The sequence below is a fragment of the Arthrobacter celericrescens genome (assembly GCF_003614925.1).
GTDB classification, from domain to species: Bacteria; Actinomycetota; Actinomycetes; order Actinomycetales; family Micrococcaceae; genus Arthrobacter; species Arthrobacter celericrescens.
Map to the genome: position 1 here is coordinate 1 of NZ_QYLP01000021.1, position 25663 is coordinate 25663.

The 25663-nt window shown below is 68.4% G+C and carries 25 protein-coding genes; 14 read left to right on the forward strand and 11 right to left on the reverse strand.

Annotation, left to right across the window (positions count from 1 at the left end):
* Both D3654_RS20635 and D3654_RS04035 read left to right on the forward strand, forming a co-directional pair.
* Positions 1-335 (forward strand): hypothetical protein (locus D3654_RS20635; protein ID WP_205571727.1); only part of this gene is annotated, 335 nt, incomplete at its 5' end.
* Between the two features lie 257 nt (positions 336-592).
* Positions 593-1141 carry a hypothetical protein gene (locus D3654_RS04035; RefSeq protein ID WP_120520244.1) on the forward strand — a complete coding sequence of 183 codons (549 nt, stop codon included), beginning with the start codon at positions 593-595 and terminating at the stop codon, positions 1139-1141.
* Positions 1142-1174: 33 nt separating this feature from the next.
* Here D3654_RS04035 and D3654_RS04040 read toward each other — a convergent pair whose 3' ends face one another.
* Positions 1175-1765: a hypothetical protein gene (locus tag D3654_RS04040; RefSeq protein WP_120520368.1), complete on the reverse strand. Its 591-nt coding sequence runs from the start codon at positions 1763-1765 to the stop codon at positions 1175-1177.
* Between the two features lie 265 nt (positions 1766-2030).
* On the opposite strand from D3654_RS04040, the gene D3654_RS04045 reads away from it, so the two are divergent.
* The 4 genes from D3654_RS04045 (at position 2031) to D3654_RS04060 (ending at position 6986) form a co-directional block, all read left to right on the forward strand.
* On the forward strand, positions 2031-2789 hold the full coding sequence (locus D3654_RS04045; protein WP_425359390.1) for a FadR/GntR family transcriptional regulator: 759 nt from the start codon (positions 2031-2033) through the stop codon (positions 2787-2789).
* A gap of 63 nt (positions 2790-2852) precedes the next feature.
* Positions 2853-3854, forward strand: a complete 1002-nt coding sequence (locus D3654_RS04050; RefSeq protein ID WP_120520246.1) for an asparaginase — start codon at positions 2853-2855, stop codon at positions 3852-3854.
* 73 nt (positions 3855-3927) lie between these two features.
* A complete protein-coding gene (gene aspA, locus D3654_RS04055; RefSeq protein WP_120520247.1) occupies positions 3928-5337 on the forward strand; it encodes an aspartate ammonia-lyase in 1410 nt (469 codons plus the stop codon).
* A gap of 134 nt (positions 5338-5471) precedes the next feature.
* Positions 5472-6986 carry an amino acid permease gene (locus D3654_RS04060; RefSeq protein ID WP_120520248.1) on the forward strand — a complete coding sequence of 505 codons (1515 nt, stop codon included), beginning with the start codon at positions 5472-5474 and terminating at the stop codon, positions 6984-6986.
* Between the two features lie 71 nt (positions 6987-7057).
* Here the strand turns inward: D3654_RS04060 and D3654_RS04065 are convergent, their stop codons facing one another.
* The gene (locus D3654_RS04065) at positions 7058-8638 is read right to left on the reverse strand and encodes an MFS transporter (protein WP_120520249.1); all 1581 of its coding nucleotides are present in this window, start codon (positions 8636-8638) and stop codon (positions 7058-7060) included.
* A 132-nt stretch (positions 8639-8770) separates the two neighbouring features.
* Here D3654_RS04065 and D3654_RS04070 point away from each other — a divergent pair, with 132 nt between their 5' ends.
* Positions 8771-9442, forward strand: a complete 672-nt coding sequence (locus tag D3654_RS04070; RefSeq protein WP_120520250.1) for a FadR/GntR family transcriptional regulator — start codon at positions 8771-8773, stop codon at positions 9440-9442.
* Positions 9443-9454: 12 nt separating this feature from the next.
* Here the strand turns inward: D3654_RS04070 and D3654_RS04075 are convergent, their stop codons facing one another.
* The 5 genes from D3654_RS04075 to D3654_RS04095 are packed head-to-tail and all read right to left on the reverse strand — an operon-like array spanning position 9455 to position 14236.
* The gene (locus D3654_RS04075) at positions 9455-10306 is read right to left on the reverse strand and encodes an amidohydrolase family protein (RefSeq protein ID WP_120520369.1); all 852 of its coding nucleotides are present in this window, start codon (positions 10304-10306) and stop codon (positions 9455-9457) included.
* Positions 10303-11262 carry an aldo/keto reductase gene (locus D3654_RS04080; protein ID WP_120520251.1) on the reverse strand — a complete coding sequence of 320 codons (960 nt, stop codon included), beginning with the start codon at positions 11260-11262 and terminating at the stop codon, positions 10303-10305. Before D3654_RS04080 ends, D3654_RS04075 begins: the two co-directional genes overlap by 4 nt.
* Positions 11259-11573, reverse strand: coding sequence for an L-rhamnose mutarotase (locus tag D3654_RS04085; RefSeq protein ID WP_120520252.1), 315 nt, complete (start codon positions 11571-11573; stop codon positions 11259-11261). The genes D3654_RS04080 and D3654_RS04085 overlap by 4 nt, the downstream gene beginning before the upstream one ends.
* On the reverse strand, positions 11566-12855 hold the full coding sequence (locus D3654_RS04090) for an alpha-L-fucosidase (RefSeq protein WP_120520253.1): 1290 nt from the start codon (positions 12853-12855) through the stop codon (positions 11566-11568). Before D3654_RS04090 ends, D3654_RS04085 begins: the two co-directional genes overlap by 8 nt.
* Positions 12856-12865: 10 nt before the next feature.
* Positions 12866-14236 carry an L-fuconate dehydratase gene (locus D3654_RS04095; RefSeq protein ID WP_120520254.1) on the reverse strand — a complete coding sequence of 457 codons (1371 nt, stop codon included), beginning with the start codon at positions 14234-14236 and terminating at the stop codon, positions 12866-12868.
* Positions 14237-14407: 171 nt separating this feature from the next.
* Between D3654_RS04095 and D3654_RS04100 the strand changes: the two genes are divergently transcribed.
* Both D3654_RS04100 and D3654_RS04105 read left to right on the forward strand, forming a co-directional pair.
* Positions 14408-15322, forward strand: coding sequence for a fumarylacetoacetate hydrolase family protein (locus tag D3654_RS04100; protein ID WP_120520370.1), 915 nt, complete (start codon positions 14408-14410; stop codon positions 15320-15322).
* Positions 15323-15330: 8 nt separating this feature from the next.
* The gene (locus D3654_RS04105) at positions 15331-16098 is read left to right on the forward strand and encodes an SDR family NAD(P)-dependent oxidoreductase (protein WP_245413076.1); all 768 of its coding nucleotides are present in this window, start codon (positions 15331-15333) and stop codon (positions 16096-16098) included.
* A gap of 28 nt (positions 16099-16126) precedes the next feature.
* Here D3654_RS04105 and D3654_RS04110 read toward each other — a convergent pair whose 3' ends face one another.
* Positions 16127-16618 carry a tetratricopeptide repeat protein gene (locus D3654_RS04110; RefSeq protein ID WP_162943610.1) on the reverse strand — a complete coding sequence of 164 codons (492 nt, stop codon included), beginning with the start codon at positions 16616-16618 and terminating at the stop codon, positions 16127-16129.
* Positions 16619-16718: 100 nt separating this feature from the next.
* On the opposite strand from D3654_RS04110, the gene D3654_RS04115 reads away from it, so the two are divergent.
* From D3654_RS04115 to D3654_RS04135, 5 genes are all read left to right on the forward strand, one after another.
* Positions 16719-18047, forward strand: a complete 1329-nt coding sequence (locus tag D3654_RS04115; protein WP_120520255.1) for an ATP-binding protein — start codon at positions 16719-16721, stop codon at positions 18045-18047.
* A gap of 98 nt (positions 18048-18145) precedes the next feature.
* The gene (locus D3654_RS04120) at positions 18146-19390 is read left to right on the forward strand and encodes a low temperature requirement protein A (RefSeq protein ID WP_245413077.1); all 1245 of its coding nucleotides are present in this window, start codon (positions 18146-18148) and stop codon (positions 19388-19390) included.
* Positions 19391-19532: 142 nt separating this feature from the next.
* Positions 19533-20807: an NYN domain-containing protein gene (locus tag D3654_RS04125; RefSeq protein WP_120520256.1), complete on the forward strand. Its 1275-nt coding sequence runs from the start codon at positions 19533-19535 to the stop codon at positions 20805-20807.
* Between the two features lie 190 nt (positions 20808-20997).
* A complete protein-coding gene (locus D3654_RS04130; RefSeq protein WP_120520257.1) occupies positions 20998-21231 on the forward strand; it encodes a helix-turn-helix transcriptional regulator in 234 nt (77 codons plus the stop codon).
* Positions 21228-22436 (forward strand): type II toxin-antitoxin system HipA family toxin, encoded by a 1209-nt coding sequence (locus D3654_RS04135; RefSeq protein WP_120520258.1) that lies wholly within the window; start codon positions 21228-21230, stop codon positions 22434-22436. The genes D3654_RS04130 and D3654_RS04135 overlap by 4 nt, the downstream gene beginning before the upstream one ends.
* Here the strand turns inward: D3654_RS04135 and D3654_RS04140 are convergent.
* The 3 genes from D3654_RS04140 to D3654_RS04155 form a co-directional block, all read right to left on the reverse strand.
* On the reverse strand, positions 22433-23638 hold the full coding sequence (locus D3654_RS04140; RefSeq protein WP_120520259.1) for a serine hydrolase domain-containing protein: 1206 nt from the start codon (positions 23636-23638) through the stop codon (positions 22433-22435). The two genes, D3654_RS04135 and D3654_RS04140, sit on opposite strands and share 4 nt — an antisense overlap.
* A gap of 33 nt (positions 23639-23671) precedes the next feature.
* Positions 23672-24577, reverse strand: a complete 906-nt coding sequence (gene gluQRS / locus D3654_RS04145) for a tRNA glutamyl-Q(34) synthetase GluQRS (RefSeq protein ID WP_120520260.1) — start codon at positions 24575-24577, stop codon at positions 23672-23674.
* 477 nt (positions 24578-25054) lie between these two features.
* Entirely contained in the window at positions 25055-25645 is a 591-nt protein-coding gene (locus tag D3654_RS04155) for a TetR/AcrR family transcriptional regulator (RefSeq protein WP_120520262.1), read from the reverse strand.
* Between the last annotated feature and the right edge of the window lie 18 nt (positions 25646-25663).

Sequence of the window (25663 nt, forward strand, 5' to 3'; positions counted from 1 at the left end):
CCACGGGTGCTGACCCGAACACGCCGCTTGACGGCCATTGGTGGCGTTCCGCCCGCCCCACGATCACGTTGTTCAGCAGTCTCCTAGAGCTCGAACGCGTCTCACTCGAGGATCGGAACGCCGCCGACACCAGTCTGAGGAAAGCGGGTTTCGACGTCCTCTGGATTACGCACCACTGCGGTTGGCTGGACAAAGCTCATGGCGTCGGAATTAACGCCTACTTGGAACCGCCGGAACTTGTGCGCACCACCGAAGTGGGAAACGTTCACATCTCCGTCGACGAAGGTCTCATGGCCGCCGGACCCGTCGGATTGAACCGAAGGCCAGCACCGTAGCCCTTGACACATTCCTTCGCGCCTTTCTCAACGGCGAAGTGTTCCCGTTTTCTAGTTCTAGGCGCCACAAGTCGGCTAGTGGAGAATCAGTTGAGAATCCGGTCCTGGGCTGGGCCACCCCCCATGATCTGCAGGAACAACACACGACCCTTCAGCAGGCCGTCTTCCGCCTGAACGAAGACCTGAGAGCTGCCCACGACAAGATCGACGCCTACCGTCGAGGAAGCCTCAGACGAGCGAAGGAACACAAAGACGCCTTGGCCGCACACCGTCGTGAAAAAGAGGTCCTAGTTGCCAAGGGAGACACCCTTGAACAGGAAAGGGCGCGGGCCGCCGAACAACTGCGAGCGGCCCGAAGTTGGATTGAAGACGTTGAGGGCTCCCGGAACCGGTCGACCATGACCCGGGCGTCACTGCAGCGGATCAGACCATTGGATTCCGATGAGACGTCGGGGCCGGCATCGTGGTGGCACAAGATTTGGCCGTGGCTGATGAGCCTGGCGCTTATCGCTGCCGTTCAAGTGGTTGCCGTGTTCGCGCAAGTGCTACCCGCGTGGGCCAATCCTTGGATTCCTGCAACGTCGATTGTTCTCATCGGCCTGTCGGGATTCTGGCTGGCATTCCGCTGGTGCTGGGCCAGGGACTACACCAACGGCGGTCGCTGCATAACCAAGAGAAAACGGCTGCTCGGCCGATGCCCGAACAGCCGAACGCACGGCTTGAACGCTTTCGACTTCTCGGGCGTTGTCCTTCTGATTGAAACGTCAGTGACCGTCAGCAGCATCTTCGCGCAGGCGTTTGGATGAGTGCGGGGCCATCGACCTTACGATCTGCGTCGGCTAGGGGATCCGCTCAACACCGCCCAATGCCCACTCGTTCCTGATCCGCGACGCCCCGAACTCCAACGCCAGCGGTTCGATGTCGGTGGGCCTGCGATGTCTGGTCTTGGGCCGGCCCACAGCGACGTGGGGAATCCAGCGCGGAGACCTGTAGCCGAGTGCCGGTGAGCTGAGGATGAAGTCGTCGATGTTGTCCACCGCAAGGTCGTCGAGAAGGCCGTGGAGCGCCACAACCAGGGAAAGCTGGAAATCCCTCACAGCCTGCGGAACTTCTACTTCCAAACCCGAGACCCGGCCGCCGCCCAGGACGAGCAGACGCTGCGCGCTGGCCGTGAATCCCGCCAGGACGGGCAGGCCACGCAGCCAGGAGGCAGTGCGTTCCAGAGCGGAGTCGGCACTGGTAAACCCCTTGGTCCAGGCGGCCACATCCGCCGCGAAGTCTTCGAGGATTCCCACATGCAGCAAGGTCATATGCAGCCCGCGCGGCCTGCGCAACGCATCAACGTAGCTGCCCAGCGCCTCAAAGTCGGCTGCTCCCTCGCCCAGGCTGAGCAGCGGGACCTCGATGGTGATGCGTGGCGGCGGCTGCATCCGGACCTCCTTGCCCGCGGGCCAGCCCTTCACCGGCCATTCCATCTCGATTATGCGCCGCGAACCGGGACATTCTGCTGGATCACCCTCACCCCGCATGCCCGAAGGCCTGACGTTCCGGCGGCATCACCCTGGAGCGGCAGATGTGATCCAGCAAAATGTCCGCCGGCCGCCCGTGAGAGCCCACGCCCACGCGACCCCGCCCCCAGAACGCCTAAACCCCTCCAATTGACACACCCTTGTGACCCGTGCCATATTCTTAACCGTGAACCTGTCAGACAGCCGGACAGCAGGACAGGCCGACGGCGGCCAGTCGCCGTTGCCAAGCACCCCGGCGCCGCGTCCCGCCACTCCCCTTGCCCGACTCAGCGCGGCCGAGGCGGTCTTCAACGCCATCCGGCAGGACATCGAATCCGGCGCCGTCGAACTCGGCGCGAAACTCAGCTCCGAAGCCACCCTCGCCGGCCAGTACGGCGTGAGCCGCTCCGTCATCCGGGAAGCCCTCCGCTCCTGCAACGCGCTCGGCCTGACAATTACGAAAACCGGCAAGGGCACATTCGTGGTCGCCGACAAGGTGGCCAACGACCTCACCCTGGGCCAGTACTCCGCCCGCGACCTCAACGAAGCCCGCCCGCACATCGAGGTTCCCGCCGCCGGACTGGCAGCACAGCGCAGGAACGATGAGGACCTCAAGCAGCTCCGCGGCCTCATGGAGGAGATGCTCGCCGAAAACGACCCCGAGGGCTGGGTCAGCCTTGACGCCGCCTTCCATTCCACGATCGCCCGGGCCAGCGGCAACAAGGTCTTCGAAAGCGTCGTCGCCGATATCCGCGAGGCCCTCGCCCACCAGTCCGAGACCCTGAACATGGTGGCCGACCGCCGCCACGCCTCCGACGACGAACACCTCCGCATCATCGAAGCCATCGACGCCGGCAACGCCAAAGCGGCCGAAGCCGCCATGGCAGCCCACCTCGCCGCGGTCAGCGTCGCCCTGGACAGCATCCTCAGCTCCCCCGCGGACTGACCCGCCCGCCCGCGGGCCGAACAACCACACAGACCACGAAGCAAGCAACTACCTAAGGACGCCATGCACCACGTCCCCTTGGCCGAGCAGACCCGCGACGGCCTTGTCGAGAGCATCCACTACGGCTCGCTCATCGCCCTCGGCCCCGCCGCGGACAACGCGGACAAGCAGCCCGAAACCAAGCTGGCCGCCGGCGATCCCGACGCGCCCATCTACCCGCGTTCCTCCCTCAAGCCGCTGCAGGCCGTGGCCCTGCTCCGCGCCGGGCTCAAGCTTCCGCAGGACCTCCTCGCCCTCACCGCGGCCAGCCACTCGGGCGCGGCCATGCACCAGGACGGCGCCCGCCGGATCCTCGAAATGCACGGCCTGGACGAAGGTGCATTGGCCAACAGCACCGACCTCCCCTACGGCACCAACGAGCGCGAGGCCTGGCTCCGCGCCGGCAAGGGCCCCACCCAGCTGGCCCAGAACTGCTCGGGCAAGCACGCCTCCATGGCCGCCGTCTGCACCATCAACGGCTGGCCCGTGGAGGGCTACCTGAGCCCGGAGCACCCGCTCCAGCGCCTGGTCCGCGACACCATCACCGAACTTACCGGCGAGGACGCCGCCGCGGTCAGCACCGACGGCTGCGGCACCCCGCTCTTCGCCCACAGCCTGCGCGGCATGGCCCGCGCCTACGGCCGGCTCGCGTCCGCCGCCCCGGAAAGCCAGGAAGGCCAGGTGGCCCACGCCATGCGCGCCTTCCCGGAGATGGTGGCCGGCGAAGGCCGCGACGTCACCGCCCTGATGCGCGCGGTGCCGGGCCTGCTCGCCAAGGACGGTTTCGAGGGCCTGCAGCTGGTCGGCCTGGCGGACGGGACCGGCATCGCGATCAAGATTTCCGACGGCGGCGACCGCGCCCGACTGCCCGTCACCCTCCGGGTGCTCGCCGAGTTGGGGGTCGACGCCGATGCCCTGGCAGAGCTGCAGATCCCGCCGGTGCTGGGCGGTGGCAAAGCCGTCGGTGTCCTCCGCGCCGCCGGCTTCCTGCCCGCAACCGCCGCCGGCCTCCATTCCTCCCGCTAACGCAGGCCGCTAACGCAGGCCTCCCGCTGACGCAGACCACAGACGCAACAAAGACCCACTGACAAGGACAGCCATGAGCAACGACGATCACCGCTTCCGCTCGGAACACGACCTCCTGGGCGACCGCGACGTCCCCGCCGACGCGTACTGGGGCGTGCACACCCTCCGCGCGATCGAGAACTTCCCCATCACGGGCCAGCGGCTCTCCAGCAACCCGGACCTGGTCCGCGGCCTGGCCGCCGTGAAGCTGGCCGCCGCCCGAACCAACCGTGAACTCGGCCTCTTGGACGCCGAGCGCGCCGCGGCCATCGAGCAGGCCTGCCAGGACATCCTGGACGGCAAGCTCCACGAGCAGTTCATGGTGGACGTGATCCAGGGCGGCGCCGGCACCAGCTCCAACATGAACGCCAACGAGGTGATCGCCAACCGCGCCCTGGAAATCCTGGGCCACCCCAAGGGCGACTACGCCCGGCTGCACCCGAACGACCATGTCAACCTGAGCCAGTCCACCAACGACGTGTACCCCACCGCCGTCAACCTGGCCACGATCTTCTCGGTCCAGGGGCTCCTCAAGGCCCTCGAAATCCTCGAAGGAGCCTTCGCGGACAAGGGCCGGGAATTCCGCACCGTGGTCAAGATGGGCCGCACCCAGCTGCAGGACGCCGTGCCCATGACCCTGGGCCAGGAGTTCAGCGGCTACGCCGTGACGATCGGCGAGGATCGCGCCCGCCTGGCCGAGTCCCAGCTGCTGATCCACGAAATCAACCTGGGCGCCACCGCGATCGGCACCGGCCTGAACGCCCCGAAGGGCTACACCGAGGCAGCCTGCCGCCACCTGGCAGCTATCACCGGCCTGCCGCTGGTCACCTCGGTGGACCTCATCGAGGCCACCCAGGACGTCGGAGCCTTCGTGCACCTGTCCGGCGTGCTCAAGCGCGTTGCCGTGAAGCTCTCCAAGATTTGCAACGATCTCCGCCTGCTGTCCTCCGGACCGCGCGCGGGACTGGGCGAAATCAACCTCCCGGCTGTCCAGTCGGGATCGTCCATCATGCCAGGCAAGATCAATCCGGTGATCCCGGAAGTGGTCAGCCAGGTGGCCTACGAGGTCATCGGCAACGACGTCACCGTCACCATGGCGGCCGAGGCGGGCCAGCTGCAGCTGAACGCCTTCGAGCCAATCATCGTCCACAGCATCCACAAGAGCATTTCCCACCTGGAAGCTGCCTGCCACACGCTCACCGAACGGTGCGTGCGTGGCATCACCGCCAACACCGAGCGCCTGCGCCTCACCGTGGAGCAGTCGATCGGCCTGGTCACGGCCCTGAACCCGCACATCGGCTACGCCTCCGCCACTGCCATCGCCCAAGAAGCGCTGGCCAGCGGCCGCGGCGTCGCCGAGCTGGTCCTGGAGCACGGAATGCTGACCGCAGAACAGCTGAACGAGCTGCTGCGTCCCGAACGGCTCGCCAACCTGAGCAGCTGACCCTCCGCTGCCGCCCTCCCCGGCAGGGTGCACCGCCCTGCGACACGAGCGGCAGCGAGCACGACGACGGCGGCCGGCTTTCCGCCGTCGTCCCCTAACCGGAACCTCCCCACAGGACACCCCTAAGGATCCCCATGAGCAATCAACCCATCACCGACCACACGGTCCCGCCGCAGGCGCACGCAACCGAGAAGCTGCTGCACGCCGAGGACAAGGGCTACCACAAGAACCTCAAGCCGCGTCAGATCCAGATGATCGCGATCGGCGGCGCGATCGGCACCGGCCTGTTCCTGGGCGCCGGCGGCCGCCTGAACGCTGCAGGGCCCTCGCTGGTCCTCGCCTACGCAATCTGCGGCGCGTTCGTGTTCCTGATCCTGCGCGCATTGGGCGAACTCGTCCTGCACCGCCCGTCCTCGGGCTCCTTCGTCTCCTACGCCCGTGAGTTCTTCGGCGAGAAGGCTGCCTTCGCCTCGGGCTGGTTCTACTGGGTCAACTGGGCCATGACCACCATCGTGGACATCACGGCCGCGGCCATCTACATGAACTTCTTCGGCCGGTACGTGGACTGGATCGGCGCCGTGCCGCAGTGGGCCTGGGCGCTCATCGCGCTGGTGGTGGTGCTGGCCCTGAACCTGGTCTCGGTGAAGGTCTTCGGCGAGATGGAATTCTGGTTCGCGCTGATCAAGGTGGCAGCCCTGGTGGCCTTCCTGGTGCTGGGCCTCTGGTTCGTCATCTTCGGCACCCCCACCGGCGCCCCCACCGGTTTCTCCCTCATCACCGACAACGGCGGCATCTTCCCCAACGGCATCATGCCGATGATCCTGCTCATGCAGGGCGTCGTGTTCGCCTACGCCTCCGTTGAACTGGTGGGCACCGCCGCGGGCGAAACCGAGAACCCGGAAAAGATCATGCCCAAGGCCATCAACTCCGTGGTCTTCCGTATTGCGGTGTTCTACGTCGGCTCGGTCATCCTGCTCTCGCTGCTGCTGCCGTTCACCGATTTCCAGAAGGGCGTCAGCCCGTTCGTGACCTTCTTCGGCTCCATCGGCGTGGAGGGCGTGGACACCATCATGAACCTGGTGGTCCTCACCGCGTCGCTGTCCTCGCTGAACGCCGGCCTGTACTCCACCGGCCGCATCCTGCGCTCCATGTCCGTGGCCGGCTCGGCCCCGAAGTTCGCCCAGCGCATGAACAAGGCCGGTGTGCCCTACGGCGGCATCGCCATTACCGCCGGTGTCTCCCTGCTGGGCGTCCCGCTGAACTACCTCGTTCCTGCCGACGCCTTCGAAATCGTCCTCAACGTCGCGTCCGTGGGCATCATCTCCACCTGGGCCACGATCGTCCTCTGCCAGATCCAGCTCAAGCGCTGGGCCGACAAGGGCTGGCTCAAGCGGCCGGCTTTCCGGATGCCGGGCGCACCCGTCACCGGCTACCTCACGCTGCTGTTCCTGGCGGCGGTACTGACCATGGTGTTCATCGATTCGCCGTTCACGCTGCTGGTCACCCTGGTGGCCATCGCCCTGATGGTGGCCGGCTGGTACGCCTGCCGCAAGCAGATCCACGAGATCGCCGAGGCCCGCGACGGCTTCACCGGCCTGTCCCCGGTGGTGGCCAACCGCCCCGCCCCGGGTTCGGAAGACTCCATCTAGTCGAGCCTTACATCTAGTCGAGCCTTGAACAGGAAGGGCAGCGAGCATAGTGCTCGCTGCCCTTCCTGCTTTTAAGCCGCCTTCGGCTTCCGCAGCACGACGGCGACCATCACCGCGGCGGCCAGCATCAGGACCATGCCGATCGCCGAGGTCATCCCGACGCCGGAATCGAAGGCGTGCCGGGCGGACTCCAGCAGCGCTTCGGCCTGCTCCGCCGGGAGCACCTTGGCGGCGTCGATCGCACCGCCGAGGGTCTCGGAGGCCTGCCGGGCGGCGTCCCCGGCCAGCGTTGCCGGCACCTCGACGGCGGAGCGGTAGGCGGCGGTCAGGATGCTGCCGAGTACCGCGGTGCCCATCACCGAACCCACCTCGTAGGCGGTCTCGGAGATCGCCGACGCCGCACCTGCCTGCGGTGCCGGGACGCTGGCCAGGATGAGGTCGTTGGAGATGGTCTCGGCGGCACCCACGCCCGAGCCCACGATCGCGAAGCCGAGCAGCAGCGCCCACAGTTCCCCGCCCTGGCCGAACAGGAGCACCACGGCGTAGCCGGACATGTTCAGCAGCAGCCCCGCGGTGACCACGTGGGCCGGGCGGATCCTGCGCACTACCGGCACCGTCACCAGGCCGGCCACGATGGTCAGCGCCAGGCCCGGGAGCATGAGCATCCCGGCCTCGAGCGGCGTGCGGCCGGCCACGAGCTGCAGGTGCTGGGACATGAAGTAGATGAAGCCCACTAGCGAGAAGATGCTCAGCAGGTTCGCGGCCAGCGAGACGCTGAACGCCTTGTGCCGGAAGAGGGACATGTCCAGCATCGGCGCCTTGCCGGTGCGCTGCCGGTGCAGCTGCCTGCGGACGAACAGCGCACCTGCCACGAGCCCGACGGCGAGCGGCAGCAGTGCGGCCGGGCCGCCGTCGTGCGCGAATTCCTTGATGCCGTACACGAACGGAACCATCGCGGCCATGACCAGCAGGATGCTGGCGGGGTCGACGGCCGCGGGCTTCGGGTCCTTGGACTCCGGGAGCACGAGCGGCGCGAGGACCAGCAGCGGCAGCAGCATCGGCACGGCCAGCAGGAACACGGCACCCCACTCGAAATGCTCCAGGAGCAGGCCGCCGGCCAGCGGGCCGAGGGCCGCGCCGCCGGAGAAGGCCGCGGCCCAGACGGCGATCGCGGTGCGACGTTCGGTGGGGTCGGTGAATATGTTCCGGATCAGGGAGAGCGTCGCGGGCATCAGCATGGCGCCGAAGACGCCCAGCAGGGCGCGGGCGCCGATGAGCTGGCCGGCGTTGGTGGCGAAGGACGCCAGCACGGAGACGAGCGCGAAGCCGGTGGCGCCGATCAGCAGGAGCCTGCGGCGGCCGATCCGGTCGCCGATGCTGCCCATCGGGACCAGCAGGCCGGCCAGCACCAGGGCGTAGACGTCGATGATCCACAGCAATTCGGTGCCGCTGGGCTGCAGCGCGAGGGACAGGGACGGGACAGCGAAGCTGAGCACGGTGTTGTCGACGGCGATCAGCAGCACCGGGAACATCAGGGCGCCGAGGGCGAGCCAACGACGTCCGGCACCGGGCTGCTTGCCGCGGACGGGATCGGGACGGAGAACCGCCTCGCTCTCGGCGAAGCGTTCGCGCTTGGTGACGGACGTGGTCATGGTGGCCGCTTTCTCGAAATGGTCGGAACTCTGACAAACAAAAACTGTACCGTCCAGACGGTATAGTTTCAAGTTCGTCGCACGGCGCCGCCGTTCCGCAGACATCGGACCACTCGCCGCTACGATTGAGCCATGGCGGTGACTGACGAAGCGATCGGCAAGATCAAGGACATGTTGATCCGCGGCGAGCTCAAGGCCGGGGACCGGCTGCCGCCGGAAAAGGAGCTCAGTGAAAGCCTCGGCCTGTCCCGCAGCTCACTGCGCGAAGCCGTGAAGGCACTGGAACTCATCCGCGTGCTGGACGTGCGGCGCGGCGACGGCACCTACGTCACCAGCCTGGACGCGAAGCTGCTCAACGAGGCCGTGGCCTTCGTGGTGGAACTGCACCAGAACCGCTCCATCCTGGAACTCTTCGAAGTCCGCCGGATCCTGGAGCCGGCCACGGCCCACATGGCGGCAAGCCGCATCACGCCTGAGGAAGTGGCCGCGCTGCGCGCCACGATGGACGGGATCGACGAGGCCACCAACGTGGAAGAGCTCGTGGCCCACGACCTCGAATTCCACAGCATCATCGCCGCAGCCGCCGGGAACGACTACCTGAGCGGACTGCTCGAGGCCCTCTCCGGGGACACCGTGCGGGCACGCATCTGGCGCGGCATCACCCAGGAGAAGGCCGTGGCGCACACCCTGGCCGAGCACAAGGCCATCGCGGAAGCGCTGGAACGCGGCGACTCCGAACTGGTGCGGGCGCTGGTCACCGTGCACATCAGCGGCGTGGAGAACTGGCTGCGGCAGGCGCTTTAGCTACTCGGCCAGCTACCCTTCCAAGCCGTACACCCGCGCCGCGGTGCCTTCCAGGACCTGCTGCCGTTCGGCGTCGGCCAGCTCGCCGAGCAGCTCCAGCAACGCGCCAATGGTCCGCTCATATGGCGCGCCGAGGGTACAGACCGGCCAGTCGCCGCCGATCATCAGCCGCTCCGGGCCGAACGCTTCCAGGGCTTCCTCCCAGAGCGGCCGCAGGGCCGCGGCCGTGTAGGGAACGCCGGGCAAGTGCAGGCCGGAAAGCTTCGCCACCGTGTTCGGCTGCTCCGCGAGCGCCCGGAAATCGGTGCGCCACCGTGCCATGGGCTCCGTGCCCGCCCCCAGGGGCGGTTTGCCAAGGTGGTCCAGGACGACGGTCAGTTCCGGAAGGTCGCGGGCGAGCCGCACGGTAGCGCCGAGGTGCCGCGGGAAGGCGTCCGGCACGTCGAACGCCAGGCCCTGCGTAGCCAGCAGCCGGAGCGAATCCCGCACGGGGGCGAGATCAAGGAAGTTGTCCCGGGGATCGTTGTGGACCAGGTGCCGCACGCCGCGGAACCTTGGGTGGGCGGTGAAGCGGGCCAGCTGGGTTTCCGCGTCGGCGGGCCGCTCCAGCGGGATCCAACCGACGACGCCGAGCACCCAGGGATTGCTGTCCGCCACCGCGAGCATCGCCTCCGTGTCCGCGAGGGTGTCGTCCGCCTGGACCAGGACGGCGCCCTTAACTCCAACACCCGGGACACCCGAGGCGGCCAGCACCGACTCCGCCTCCTCCGCCGTGTACGTGCGGAACAGGGCCCCGTGTTGCGGCCCGAGCCATGAGTACGCCCCGGGCGTCAGCTCCCAGAGGTGCAGGTGCGCGTCGATCACGCGGCGCCCCCGGAACCGCCGGCGTCGAGCGCGTCCCACAGTTCCTCCGGCACGGCGGTCTCCATGCGTGTGGCGTTCGCGGTGATCTGCTCGGGGCTGCGTGCCCCCACCGTCACGTTCACCACGGCCGGGTGCCGCAGCGGGAAGTGCAGGGCCGCCGTCGGGAGCTCGACGCCGAAGTCCCGGCACAGCGCCGCCAGCGCGCGAGCGCGTTCAAGCAGGGCGCGCGGTGCTTGGCCGTAGTTGTAGTGCGCATCGTCCGGCACCTCCGGCCGGGCCAGGAGGCCGGAGTTGTAAGCACCGACGGCCACGATGCCGGTGCCGCGCTCCACGCTGCGCTCCAGCAACGGGACTCCCGGCTGCTCCAGCAGGGTGTAGCGGCCTGCGAGCATCACGAGGTCAAGGTCCGCGCCGTCGACGCAGGCGAGCGCGGCCTCCGCGGAATTCGTGCCGACGCCGATCGCGTCCACCAGCCCTTCGCCACGGAGCTTCTCCAGCACGGGCAGCGCCTGGCGGATCCCGGCGTCGAGATCAAAGGCATCGGGGTCGTGCAGGTAGGCGATGTCCACCCGCTCCAGGCCCAGCCGTTCGAGGGAATCCTCGAGGCTCTGCCGGATACCGTGTTCGCTGAAGTCCCAGCGGCGCACCGCATCCGCCGGAACATCGAAGCCCTCGCCGTCCCGGCGGCCGGCGGCGTCCTGCGGTTCCAGGCACCGGCCCACCTTGGTGGAAATGACGAAGTCTCCGCGGGGCTTGTCGCGGAGGACGGCGCCGAGCCGCTGCTCCGACAGACCCAGGCCGTAATGCGGGGCCGTGTCGAAATAGCGGACGCCGGAGTCCCAGGCCGCGAGGACGGTGGCGAGGGCTTCGCCGTCGGGGATTGCCGTGTAGAGGTTGCCGATCCCGGCCCCGCCGAAACCGAGCCTGCCCAGCTTTGCGGTGGCGGCGGCACTCATGGCAGTTCCCAGACCTTCGGGATGCCGGAGTCGTTGCCGGAGTAGTCGTCCTCGACCTCGAGCAGTTCCCCCATCCGGGCCTGCCAGAGCACGTTGGCGGGGTGGTCGGCGAGGGCGTGGCGCATGGCTTGGTAATCGTCCACCTCCACAAGGTGGAACAGCTCCAGGCCGCTGCGCCAGATCCGCCAGTTCCGCACCCCGGCGTCCTTCAGGGCCGCGACGAGTTCGGCCGGAATGGAAGCGTGCGCATCGGCGTATTCCTGCTCCGCGCCGGGCTTGAGCCGGGTGTGCAAGGCGATGGTTTCAGGCATCTGTGCCCTCCTTGAGGAACAGTTCCAGCACGGGCACGGCCACCGGCGGCCGCTGGACGGGCAGCTTGACGCTCAGTGTCCCCGCGGGCTGGGCACCGGGGGTGGCGGCATAGGCCTCCTGCTCCGGGTCCGGTTCCTGGAGGCGGAGTTCGGAGGCATCGTTAAGCAGCTGGGCGTACTCCACTTTGCCGGCCAGCCCGGGCAGGTGCACGAAGCCGAACGGCCAGGCGAACAGGTGGACGTACAGCCTGTCGCCGCGCTGGGTGTAGCGGGCGTCGGCGGGAGGAACGTAGGACGACGGCCCGGCGCCGTAGATGGAGCGGCCGTGCAGCCGCACCCACTCGCCGATGCCCGCCAGGGATTCCGCGGCCCGCGGGTCCAGGCTGCCGCGGGCCGTGGGGCCGACGTTCAGCAGCAGGTTACCGCCCTTGGACACCCCGTCCACCAGCATCCGGACCACGAGGTCCGGGCTCTTGTAGTCGAGGTTGTCCCGGTCGTAGCCCCAGCTGCCGTTGAGGGTCTGGCACGCCTCCCAGGCGAGCGGAACGCCGTCGGACATCATGGGACCGGCCGGCTGGTACTGCTCCGGGGTGACGAAGTCTCCCGGCAGGTCGAGTCGGTCGTTGACCACGATCCCGGGCTGCAGTTCCCGGACCATGGCCAGCAGTTCCTGCGAGCCCCAGTCGTCCCGGCCCTTGCCGCCGGCCGGGTGCCCGTCCATGCCGCCCGGGTAGGAGAAGTCGAAGAACAGGTAGTCGATGGTGCCGTAGTTGCTGAGCAGTTCGCGGACCTGGCCGTGCAGGTACTCCCGGTAGCGGGCCATGTCCCGGCCCTCGTTCAAAGCGTCGACATCCGGAGCGTTCCGCTGCGGGTGCACCGAGTCCACGGTGAAGTCGGGGTGGTGCCAGTCGATCAGCGAATAGTAGAAGCCCACCTTCAGCCCCTCGGCCCGCAGCGCTTCCACATAGGGTGCGATCAGGTCCCGGCCGGCCGGGGCATTCGTGGCCTTGTAGTCGGTGAGGGCCGAGTCCCAGAGGCAGAAGCCTTCGTGGTGCTTGGTGGTCAGCACCACGTACTTCATGCCGGCGTTGCGGGCGGCCCTGGCCCATTCGCGCGGATCGTAGAGGTCCGGATCGAAGCGGTGGAAGTACTTCGAGTACTCCTCCACAGTGATCTCCTCGCGGTTCATCACCCATTCGTGCCGCGCCGCCAGGGAGTACAGCCCCCAGTGCACGAACATGCCCAGGCGGGACTCCTCGAACCACGGGGCGTGCTGGATCACGGCGTCTCCTTCAGCTCTCGACGGCGGCGGTGCTTGCGGCGGAACGTTCGACGGCGGCATCTGCAACGGCGGCGCCGCCCGCCTCGGCGGTCCACACCGGTCCGTCCGGGTAACGGTAGTCCGCCAGGCTGGCGGGGAGCATTTCGCTGCCGCCGCCCGGCGCCGTGGGCGGCCAGTACTTCCCGCCGCGCATCTCGACCGGCGTGACAAAGTGTTCGTGCAGGTGGTCCACGAATTCGATCATCCGGTCCTCCTTGGTGCCGGAGACCGCCACGAAGTCGAACATGGACAGGTGCTGCACCGCCTCGCACAGCCCCACCCCGCCGGCGTGCGGGCAGACCCGGACGCCGAACTTCGCCGCCAGCAGCAGGATGGCGATGTTCTCGTTGACCCCGGCCACCCGGGCGGCGTCGAGCTGGAGCACCTGCAGCGAACCGGCCTGCAGCATCTGCTTGAACACCACCCGGTTCTGGACATGTTCTCCGGTGGCCACGGGAATGGGTGCCACGGCCCGGGCGATGGCTGCATGGCCCAGGATGTCGTCCGGGCTGGTGGGTTCCTCGATCCAGGCCACGTCATAGGGGGCCAGGTGGCGCATCCACTCGATGGCTTCCTGGACGTCCCAGCGCTGGTTCGCGTCCACGGCGATCCGTACGTCCGGGCCCACGGCGGAGCGGGCGGCGCGGACACGGCGGATGTCGTCCTCCAGGGACGCCCCCACCTTGAGCTTGATCTGGGTGAATCCCTCGGCCACGGCTTCCTTGGCCAGGCGCGAAAGCTTGCTGTCGCTATAGCCCAGCCAGCCCGGCGTCGTGGTGTATCCCGGATAGCCCTCGGCGAGCAGTTGGGCGCGGCGCGCTTCCCGGCCGGGTTCCGCGGCGCGCAGGATGCCGAGCGCTTCCTCGGGGGTGAGGGCGTCGCTGAGGTAGCGGAAGTCCACCAGGGCCACGAGTTCCTCCGGGCTCATGCGGGACAGCAGCTCCCAGAGCGGCAGGCCGGCGCGCTTGGCTTTCAGGTCCCAGAGGGCGTTGACGACGGCGCCGATCGCCATGTGCATGACGCCCTTCTCCGGGCCGAGCCAGCGCAGCTGGGAATCGTGGGCGAGCAGCTTCCAGGCGGCGCCCATGTCCGCCAGGAGTTCCTCGGTGTTGCGGCCCAGGAGGTGTTCCCGCAGCGCGGCGATGGCGGCGGTTTCCACCTCGTTGCCGCGGCCGATGGTGAACACGAAGCCGTGGCCTTCGTGGCCGTCCGCCGCGTCGGTGCGCAGGATCAGGTACGCGGCCGAATAGTCCGGGGCCGGGTTCATGGCGTCCGAGCCGTCCAGTTCCCGGGACGTGGGGAAGCGGATGTCGAGGGTTTCCATGGCGGTGATGACGCTCATCGTGCTCCTAGCTTAGGCGGCGCGTACGGCCCGGAGGGGCAGCCGGGGACGTCCATTCAGCACGAGACTAAACATCGGATGTTTTCATTGTCAATGGGTCACATTTCCGCAAGAATGGGGAAGACACCACACTTGAAGCTCGGAGCAATGACGCTGAGCATGGAGGAAGACATGAACGTGAAATTCGCCCGGCTGGGAGCAGCCGGAAACGAGCAGCCGGCTGTCCTCGTCGAAGACGCCAATGGCGCCGCGAAGTACTTCAGCCTCACCGGCCTGACCCGGGACATCGACGGCGCTTTCTTCGCTGCCGACGGCGTTGCCCGCGCCCGGCAGGCCCTTGAATCCGGGGAACTTCCAGAGGTTTCCGCCGAGGGTCTGCGCATCGGCTCCCCCATCGCCCGGCCGGCCTCCGTGGTCTGCATCGGCCTGAACTACACCGCGCACGCCGCGGAATCCGGCACCACCCCGCCCGAAGTCCCGGTGGTTTTCCTCAAGCCGTCCAACACCGTGGCCGGGCCGTTCGACGCCGCCCCCATCCCGCCGTCGTCGGCGAAGTACGACTGGGAGGTGGAGCTCGGCGTGGTGATCGGCAAGGAAGCGTCCTACCTTTCTTCCGTGGAGGAAGCCGCCGGGTATATCGCCGGCTACGTCGTGGCCAACGACCTCTCCGAGCGCGATTACCAGTTGCCGGGTGCCGCGGGCCAGTGGACCAAGGGCAAGTCGCTGCCGGCGTCGAGCCCGTTGGGCCCGTGGTTCGTGCCCGCCGACCAGGTGGACGCCGGAAACCTCCGGCTGCGCACTTGGGTCAACGGCGAGATCCGGCAGGACTCGAACACCGCGGACATGATCTTCGACTCCGCCACAGTGGTGCACCACCTCAGCCAGTACATGGTGCTGGAGGCCGGCGACGTGATCCTCACTGGCACCCCCGAAGGCGTAGCACTCTCCGGGCGCTTCCCGTTCCTGCAGCCGGGCGACGTGGTGGAACTCGAAGTCGAGGGCCTGGGCCGCCAGCGCCAGGAGTTCTACCGGGCAGCCGGCGCCATCACCGCTGCCTCCGCGGGGGATCCCGCGGCAGTCCGGTGAACGCTCCGGTGAGCGCCAACGGCTCGGTGAGCCGCGAGTTTGACGGCCTGGCCGCCATCGTGACCGGCGGCGCCTCGGGCATCGGCGCCGCCATCGCGGACCGCCTCGCCGCGGGCGGGGCGAAGGTGGCCGTCCTGGACCTCGACCCGGCAGGCTCGCCGCACTTCGGCGTCGAATGCGACGTGGCGGACAATGCCTCGGTGCGCGCCGCCGTCGACGCCGTGGTCCGCGAGTTCGGCCGCCTGGACGTGGTGGTCAACAACGCCGGGATCGGCGCACAGGGCGACATCAGCGCCAACTCCGACGAGGAATGGCTGCGGGTGCTCGACATCAACGTGGTGGGCATCGCCCGCGTCAGCCGGGCCGCCCTACCGCACCTGCGCAAGTCGCCGTCCGCGGCGATCGTGAACACCTGCTCCATCGCCGCGACGGCCGGGCTGCCGCAGCGGGCGCTGTACTCGGCGTCGAAGGGTGCAGTGCTGTCGCTGACGCTCGCCATGGCCGCCGACCACATCCGCGAAGGCATCCGGGTGAACTGCGTGAACCCCGGCACCGTGGACACCCCGTGGGTGGGCCGGCTGCTGGATTCGGCCGCGGACCCCGCCGCAGAACGCGCCGCCCTCAACGCCCGCCAGCCGCACGGCCGGATGGTGGACCCGGCGGAGGTGGCCGGCGCCGTCGCGTACCTCGCCAGCCCGCTCTCCGGTTCGACGTCGGGCACCTCCCTGGCGATCGACGGCGGCATGCAGGGGCTGCGGCTCCGCCCGGTGGGGTAAGGGGCGCACCCGCGAGCGCGGCAAGGGGCTAGCCCTGCCGCGCTCCTGGGGGAAGTTCATCGGCGTAACGCCGCACCGCACCGCCATAAAGTGGCAGCGTCTTCGCCAGCGCAGCCAAAGCCACGCGCAGGGCGTCACCCGGCAGGCCGGCGTCGAAGAGCGCAAGCGCGCGGAAAGCGTCGGGCGCGTCCCCAACAATCCCGCCTCCTGGAAAGCCTTCGAGCAGCCGGATAGCTTCGTCCGGCCTGCCGACGTTCCGCAGCGAACTGGCGAGCTGGATGCATGCCTGTGGACGGCGTGAGTCATCAAGGCCAAGCTCCAGCGCCCGTTCGTACAGCGGGATCGCTTCGGATTCCCGGCCAAGGAAGTCGTGAACGGACGCCCACTCGTAGACGGCGGCCGCATCGTCATGCGGTTTCTCGGCAACCAAGGCTTTCATCGCCGCGAGAGTCCCTACCGTGTCCGCGTCATCTGTCCGTTGCCAAAAGTCCTTGACCCGCGCTTCCCAGTTATCGCCCATCCCCAGAGTCTGCCAGCTTCGTAACGCAACGCCCTCGCAACCCCGCCGCCCTCTATGCTCGGTTCCAGGTAATCAACGGAGATCCACCAAGGAGCAGCACATGACCACCTGGCGTATCAGGGACTTCCACTCGTCCGACCTCGACGGCATCCTGCACCTTTGGGAATCACTCAAGGCCGACGGCGTCGAACCCGTCTACGCGCTCTCCGAGGTCCTCGCCTCGTGCCAGAAAGACCACGCCGTGGTGGCGGTGCAGGGCGACCAAATCGTGGGAGCCGCCGTCGGACGTGCCGCGCACGACCAAGGCTGGATCGTGTTCCTGTCCACCCTGCCGGAGTTCCGCGGCCGCGGGATCGGCACCTCGCTGCTGGCCGCCGTCGAGAACCGCATGGCCCCGCACGGGCTGAACAAGCTCTCCGCGCTGATGCCGGAGTCCGAAACCCGGGTGGAGGCGTTCCTGGGCCGCGGCTTCGTGGTCAAGAAAAACCTGCGCTATTTCGAACGGACCATCCCCGTGCAGCGCCAGGAATTGGAGCCGCTCGGCTTGCTGGGCGGACGGGTCCTGGCCCGGGACCTCTGGGAGAACGTGGCCGGCATGCGCCGCGAGAAGGAACTGCTGGAACGCCGCCTGGTGCTGCCGCTGGCCGAGGCCGACCTCGCCGATGAGTTCGGCGTGGTGCCCCCGCGCGCTGTGGTGCTGTTCGGCCCGCCCGGCACCGGCAAGACCACCTTCGCCAAGGCCATCGCGTCCCGGCTCGAGTGGCCGTTCGTGGAGGTCTTCCCCTCCCGACTGGCCTCCGATCCCAAGGGCCTGGCCGGGGCCCTGCGCGAAACTTTCCTGGAGATCGCGGAGCTCGAGCACGCCGTGGTGTTCATCGACGAGGTGGAGGAGATCGCGGCTCAGCGCGCCGGGGACCCGCCCTCGCCGCTGCAGGGCGTCACCAACGAGTTGCTGAAGATCATCCCGGCCTTCCGGGAACAGCCCGGCCGCCTGCTGGTGTGCGCCACCAACTTCATCCGGGCGCTGGACTCGGCGTTCCTGCGCCACGGCCGATTCGACTACGTCATCCCCATCGGCCTGCCGGACGTGCACGCCCGCGAGGCCATGTGGCAGCGCTTCGTCCCGGCCGCCGTGGTGGACAGCGTGGACGTGGCCCTGCTCGTGGACCGCACCGAAGGCTTCTCCCCGGCCGACATCGAGTTCGCCGCCCGCAGCGCCTCCCAGCGGGCGCTGGAAAAAGCCGTGTACGACGACGGCGGCACGGCCTCCGGTGACAGCGCCGCCAACAGCGGGTCGCCGTCGTCGAACGGGCGCAAGGGGCCGACCACGCAGGACTACCTGGACGCGATTGCCGATACCAAGACCACCGTCAGCAAGGAAGTCCAGCAGGAATTCCTCGAAGACATCGACGCCCTCGGCCGGGTCTGACCCTTCCAACTCTCCGACGCGGGGTCAGCTACGGCCCATGTTCCGCCCCGGAATGGGCCGTATCTGACCCCGCGTTGGGCTGGCGGTACTGTGTGAGCATGTCCAACCCACTCCGCCATGCCCTCTCCCGCATGGGCGGCCGCGATCCCCATGAACAGCACCGCGCCGCCACCCCCCTGGAACTGTTCTTCGACCTCACCTTCGTGATCGCGTTCAGCGTGGCCGGCAGCCAGTTCGCCCACGCCGTGGCGGAGGATCACGCCGTCGAGGGCATCATCGGCTTCGCCATCGCGATGTTCGGCGTGCTGTGGGCGTGGATCAACTTCTCCTGGTTCGCCAGCGCCTACGACACCGATGACTGGATCTTCCGGATCGTCACCATGGTGCAGATGGTGGGTGTGCTCATCCTGACCATGGGCATCGAGCCGGTGTTCCATTCAATATTGGAGGGCGACTACGTCAACAACGAGGTCCTGGTGCTCGGCTACGTGGTGATGCGGGTGGCCCTGATCCTCCAATGGCTGCGCGCGGCCCGGCAGGATCCGCAGCGGCGCAAGACCTGCCTGAGCTACGCGGGCCTGCTGGCCGTGGTGCAGCTGGGCTGGGTTGCCGCCATTTTCGTGAAGACGGACGTCCCCACCACGCTGATGATCTATGCGCCGCTGATCGTGGCAGAGATGCTGGTCCCGGTGATCGCCGAGCGCAAGGTGAGGACCCCCTGGCACGCACACCACATCGCCGAACGGTATGGTTTGTTGGCGATCATCGCCCTGGGTGAGTGCCTGATCGGCGCGATCGAAACCCTGCGTTCCATCGTCGCGCTGCACGGCTGGACCACGGATGCTGCACTTGTGGGCCTCGGCGGCACCGGCCTGGCCTTCACACTCTGGTGGGTGTACTTCATCCTGCCCGCGGGCCGTGCCCTGCACGTCCGCCGCCACCGCTCCTTCACCTTCGGCTACGGGCACATGTTTGTCTTCGCGTCCATCGCCGCGACCGGGGCCGGCCTCCACGTGCTGGCCTACTACATCGACCATGAGGCTCATATCAGCGCGGCCGCCGCCGTGGCCAGCGTCGCCATTCCCGTGGCGATCTTCAAGGTGAGCCTCACCTGGATCTACGGGACCTTGCTGGGCCTGAACCGCATGAACTTCCTGCTCACGTCCCTGGTGCTGGTGGCGTGCGCGGCCGCCGTGGCCCTTGCCGCTGCAGGGGTTCCGGTGACCGTCTGCCTGCTGGTGATCCTCCTCGCCCCCGCCGTGGCCATCCTCGAAGACGAACTGGCCGGCCACCGCCGTCGGGCGCGGGCCCTCGAGAAGCTCGGCGTCGAGGCGGCCGGCTGAGGCCGAAACTCGCGAAATCGCCGGAACACTGCGGGGTCGCTGGAACGCTCCAGCGACCCGGCAGCGTTCCCGCGACCCCGGAGACCCAAGGGCCCGCCCGCAACCTCTGGTCCGGCGGCCCGCGGAATGCAAAACTTGGCGGATGATCGTGCCTCCGAGCCAGGTCCGCCGTCCGGGTATCCGGGCAGCCATGTTCGTCGACTTCGACAACGTCTATTCCGGCTTGCAGGCGGTGGATCCTGCCGCCGCCAGGGTGTTCGCCGAAGATCCCAATCTATGGACGTCGGCCCTGGCGGACGGCGGCGGACGGGACGCTGCACGGCGGTTCCTGATCCGCAACTGCTATTTGAACCCCGTCATTTACTCGAAGTACCGCGTGTACTGGACGCGGGCCGGCTTCCGGGTGATCGACTGCCCGTCCCTCACGCAGCGGGGAAAAAGCAGCACCGACATCAACCTCGTCCTCGACGCCATGGATGTGCTTGCCGGGCCGGTGGGCATCGATGAATTCGTGATCGCCTCCGCCGATGCCGACTTCACCTCGCTGATCGCGCGGTTCCGCGCCGCCGACCGCATCACCACGGTGATCGCCGCCGGACCCGTCGCGTTCGCCTACCGGGAAATGGCGGACCACGTGGTGGAATCCACCGACTTCGCCGCGATCCTCACCGGATCATCGGCCGACGCCGGAGCCGGCGTCCTGGCCCGCGCTGAAGGTCGTGCGCCGGCACCGGCACCGCGGAAGGGTGCCGCGGCCAAGGAGGTCAGCAGCCTTGTCCGCTCGTCGTCCGGGCCGATCACCGGTTCCGTCGCCGCGCACCGGGCGCTGACCGCGGAACCGTCCCTGAAAACGGACTGGGGCGGTCATGGCAAGTTCGGGGCATGGATCGCACAGCTCGGGAACGGGATCGAGTACTCCCCGACGCCGACTCCCGGCTGGGTGTGGGACGCCCGGCGGTTCTCGGCCGCGGACCTTCCCCAGGAGGCCGAGGCGCGCTCCGCCGTCGAGGAGCACGTGACGCGGGTGACCGACGTGCCGGCCCTCTCGAGGCTGCAGTTCCGCCAGGTGTTCCTGTCCTTGGAGGCGGTTCTCCGCGAGCACCCGCCCAACAGAAACGAGCTCACCCGCTCAGTGCGCGACCACTGCGTCGCCGCCGGCCACGCCGTTTCCCGCGCGGCGGTGAACTTCATCATCCAGGGGCTGACCTACACGGATGCCCTCTCGGACGAGGCCACCGCGGAGAGCCTTGCGGCCGCATGGACCCGGAACGTCGAGGAGCTCTGCCGCCTGGCCCTGCTTGAGTTCGACGAATCGGAGGTCGCGGAGCTGAGGCGCTGGGCCGGCGGCGGCCTCGTGAAGACGCCCGCTAAGCAAAGGCCGAAAGCCGAAACCCCGGAGCCGCCCGCCGAAGACTGAAATTCCCACCTTGTGGGGCCGCTCTACGTGCTCTGAGCGCGTGAAAAGACGTAGAGCAGGCCTCGCACCGCCAGGCGGGGAAGCGGTACGTACGTGCCGATTCATGCGCAAGGTCCCTTGTCCGAGGCCGGCTTCCGGAGGGATGATGGCCATATCGGCACGTTCGTGCCGATCGGCGAAAGGGGTTCCCATGGATCCTGCGGATTTCAGCAACGCACTCGGAAGCGCGGTCCGGGCCCGTCGTGCCGCACTCTCCCTCAGCCAGGCCGACGTCGCCGACCTCGCCGGAGTCTCCGAACGCTTCGTCCGCTTCGTCGAGCAGGGCAAGACCACCGTGCAGCTTGAACAGCTGCTGGCCGTGCTGGGCACGCTGGGCTTGGAGCTCGGCGTGTCCACCGCAAGCACCACTGGCACAGCGCCATGACCTTCCATCGGATCGCCGATGTCTACAAGCAGGGCGTCCTGGCCGGGCGCATCGAGCGGCATGCCGGGGGAACCCGGTTCAGCTATCTGCCGAAGTATCTCGACGCTGACGGCCCGCCGGTCGCGACCACGCTTCCCCTAAGCACCCAGCCGGTCTTCACGCCGAGCGGGGCGGTGCCGCCCTACTTCACCGGCCTGTTGCCCGAGGGACGGCGCCTGAACTCGCTCCGCCGCGCGGTCAAGGCCAGCGCCGACGACGAACTCGCCCTCCTCATGGCCGCCGGCGGCGACGCGGTGGGCGACGTCCAGACGGTTCCGCACGGCGAGCCGCCCGCGGAAGGCGGCTCCGCCGTCGTGATGGACCCGAAGCTGCCGCTGGACTTCGACGCGCTCCTGGGCGACTCCGGGCTGATCGACCCGGTGGCGCTGGCGGGTGTGCAGGACAAGTTGTCCGCCGGCATGATCTCGCTCCCGGTGGCGCAGTCCGGCAAGCGCTTCATCCTCAAGCTCAACGCCCCGGAATTCCCCTTCGTAGTGGAGAACGAGTTCCTGATGTTCCGCTATGCGCGCCGGCTGCGGATTCCGGCGGCGGGCGTACAGCTGGTGCACGACGTCGCCGGGCGGGCCGGGCTGCTCGTGGAGCGTTTCGACCGGATCACCACGGCCGACGGCGGCACGCTGCGGCTCGCCGTCGAAGACGGGGCCCAGGTGATGGGGCTGTATCCGGCGGACAAATACAGCGTGCCGTACGGCGAGGTGTGTGCGGCGCTGGCGGCCCATTGCGCCGCCCCGTTGCCGGCGCTGCGGAACCTCGCGCTGCAGCTGGCCTTCGCCTGGCTCACGGGCAACGGCGACCTGCACGCCAAGAACGTCTCCATGCTGCAGTCCCGTCCTGTGGAGGAGAACTCCGGCGAATACACCGTGGCCCCCGTCTATGACATCCCCTCAACAGTGGTCTACGGCGACAAGACCCTGGCCCTGGGCATCGGCGGCAAGAAGACCGGGATCTCCCGCAAGCACTTCCTGGCGTGGGCCGAGCACCTGGGGCTGCCGGCGAAGGCTGCAGTGCGGGTGCTGGACATCGCGCTGAAGGCGTCCGGGCCGCTTGCCGAAGACCTCGACGGCGGCGCCTCGCCGTTCGGCGCGATGCAGACGCGGAATTGGATCAAGGAGCTCCGGCACCGGCGCCGCCTGATGGAGGGCTAGAACACTCCGCGCTGCGAGGCCAGCTCCGAAACCGCCTTCCGTACCGCGGCGCTCAGCTCGAAGTTCCGGCAGCCGATGCCGCCCGGTTCGGCCTGCTGCGGCACATAGCCGAATGCCAGCCCGTACACCGGGTCCGCGTACCCGAGGGCTCCGCTGGCGCCGTCGTGCCCGAAGGCCCTGTAGCTCCCGAACGGCATCCTCGCGTGGGACTTCATGAAGACAATGGCGAAGCAACTGGTGTCCCCGAACACCCGGTCGATCCCGAAGACCTGTTCGGCCGAGACCGCGCGGAGGGTCTCCTCGCTGAGCAGCGGCGCGACGGCGGGACGCCCGGCGCCGGAGCCGCCGGTGCCTGGGCGACCCGTGCCGTCCGCGGCGACTGACTCAGCGGCGAGCCCGGTCAGCGCGGCGGCGTAGACCCGGGCCATGCCATCGGCGTTCGCAACGCCCGCTACGGAGCTGAGCCCGGCGGCACGCACCTCGCGGATGTTGGGCAGGTCCAGGATCTCGGCGGTCCCGGCGTTGGCGGCGAGGCCGAAGTGGCTGGCCGGGTCGGTCCAGGGCCGCGAAGGATCGGCCTCCCAGCGCAGCGTGGCGTAGCGCGGCTCCTCGGATTCGGGCAGTCCGAGGAAGAAGTCGGCCCCGGCTACGGAACGGACCCGCTCTTCGAAGACTTCCTGCAGCGTGTTTCCGGTGATCCTGCGGCAGAGTTCCTCCATGAACACGCCGATGGTCAGGGCGTGGTAGCCGAAGGCCGCCCCGGGCCTCCAGAGCGGCGGGAGCGCGGCAAGCCGGGCGGCGGCGAGCTCGGAGTGGTTGCATTCCTCGAGGGTGAGCCCGCCTTCGATGCCCAGCAGCCCGGCTTGGTGCGAAAGCAACTGCACGACCGTGATGCCGGATTTCCCCTGGGCACCGAACTCCGGCCAGTACTTGACCACTTCGGCATCGAGGTCGAGCACGCCGTCCTGCACCAGCAGGGCAATGACCAGGCCGGCAATGCCCTTGGAGCAGGAAAACACGCCGGTGACGGAATCGGGGCGGATGTGCGGCCCGCCGCTGAGGTCCAGGACCTTCACGCCGCGGTGGTAGGCGGCCAGCTGGGCCGAATACGAGGGGTCCTCGGCAAGGTAGCGGCCGAAGAGCTCGGCAACGGCTTCGAATCCGGGGGCAACAAGTCCAGGGGCGGTGATCCGTGCATCCATAACTGGTTAGCCTAATCCCCGGCGCCCCTCTCCTTATGTTCCGCTTCGCTGCGGCCAGGCCATCGCCGCATCCCACACCCAAGGCTCCCTCGGCAGCGCGGCCGGGTCGAACACCGCGACCGCCTCCTTGAGGTCACCGGGCAGCCCGAGGGACGCCAGGATCCGCTCCCGCACCTCGCCCGCGGAAAGCCCGACGGCGGCGAGGTCCGCGAGCGTCACGGCACCGTCGCGCTTGGCCAGCCGGGCGCCGTCGTGGTTCACCACCAGCGGGACGTGCGCGTACTGCGGCACGGGAAGTCCGAGCAGCGAGGCGAGGTAGGCCTGACGGGGTGCGGAGGACAGGAGGTCGTCGCCGCGGACCACCTGGTCGATGCCCTGTTCGGCGTCGTCCACCACCACGGCCAGGTTGTAGGCGGTGACGCCGTCGTTGCGGCGGAGCACGAAGTCGTCCACGGTTCCGAGGTAGCGGCCGTGCAGTTCGTCTTCCACGGTCCACTCGCTGACGCCGGCGCGGAGCCGGATCGCGGCGGGACGGCTGGCCCGCCGGATGTCCCGCTCCTCCGCCGTCAGCCGCCGGCAGGTTCCGGGGTAGGCGCCCTGCGGGGCATGCGGGGCGGACGGGGCGTCCTGGATTTCGCGGCGGGTGCAGAAGCATTCGTAGGTGAGGCCGGCCTCCTCCAGCCGCCGGATGGCCTCCGTGTAGAGCGGACCGCGGTCCGTCTGGCGCACCACGGGTCCGTCCCAGTCGACGCCGACCGCCGACAGATCCCGCAGCTGCACCTCTTCCGCGCCGGCCCGGGCCCGGTCCAGGTCCTCCACCCGGAGCAGGAAACGCCGGCCGGTGGAGCGGGCGAAGAGCCAGGCCAGGATGGCCGTGCGGAGGTTGCCGACGTGAAGTTCACCTGAGGGGCTGGGCGCGAAGCGGCCGGCTGCTGTCATGGGTCCAGCGTAATCGGCAGCACCGACGGAAATGCGCGACGGCGGACCCGCCGTTTCGCCCATCCCGCACCGCCGCTTCGGAACCCTCCCCCGGGCAGCACAAGAGCCCCTCAGCTACCGTCAGGATCGATCGACGTCCAGGATCGGTGGAACCGTCAGGATCGGTGGAACCGTCAGGATCGGTGGAACCGTCAGGATCGGTGGCTCAGGGGCTCTTATGGTGGCGCCGGCACAGCCGGCATTGTGAAGACTGACGTTGGTGTGAACAAGAGTCAATCAGCGGCGGCGTCCTTGCGGGACGGGGGGTGGCGGGGTCCGGGTGGTGTGCCGGGGGTTCCGTTGCCGTTGTGGGTCGCGGCGGTGGCCGTTTTCCCTTTGCTGCCACTATTCGAGCAGAGACTCTACAGTTGGCGCAACGGATCAATGCCGTACTGGTCAATCTGTTCAATCAAGCATCAGGCAACAGACACCTGATGGTCATTTTGCAGGGACTGTTCCCGTAGCCGCCCAGGCGGCCATGGCTCCGCGGAGGGCCGCGCACAGCTTCGCGGACACCTCATCCTGGCTCAGTCCCACGGTGTGCAGGAGGTCGAAGATTTCACGGGGGTCGAACAGGATGTTCCACAGGAACAGGGCCTCGTCGCCCAGCGGGGGCAGCCCGAGCTCTTCGCAGGCTTCGCGGAGCGGACGTTCCAGCGCCTCGGCCTGGATGGTGAGGTAGTAGGCGCCCGAGCGCAGGCGGGCCAGGTAGCCCTCGCCGGAACGGGTGTGCACCATGGAACCGCCGTGCTTGACCACCAAGCCCACCCAGTGCCGGCTGACAAGTTCCAGCAGTTCCACGCCTGAGGCGGACTGGGCAACGCTGAAGTCCCGCAGCTTCTCGCCGACGCCGAAACGGAAGGCCGCCAGCACCTCTTCCACCGAGGCGAAATGGCGGTACGCAGTGGCCGGCGAGATCTCCGCCTCGCGTGCGATGTCGCTCATGCTCACCGGGCCCTTTGCCTTGGCGAAGAGCTTTCCGGCAGCCTTCACCAGTTGGCGGCGGTTGCGCTGGGTATCGCTGCGCATGGGTGCCCCCTTCCGTTT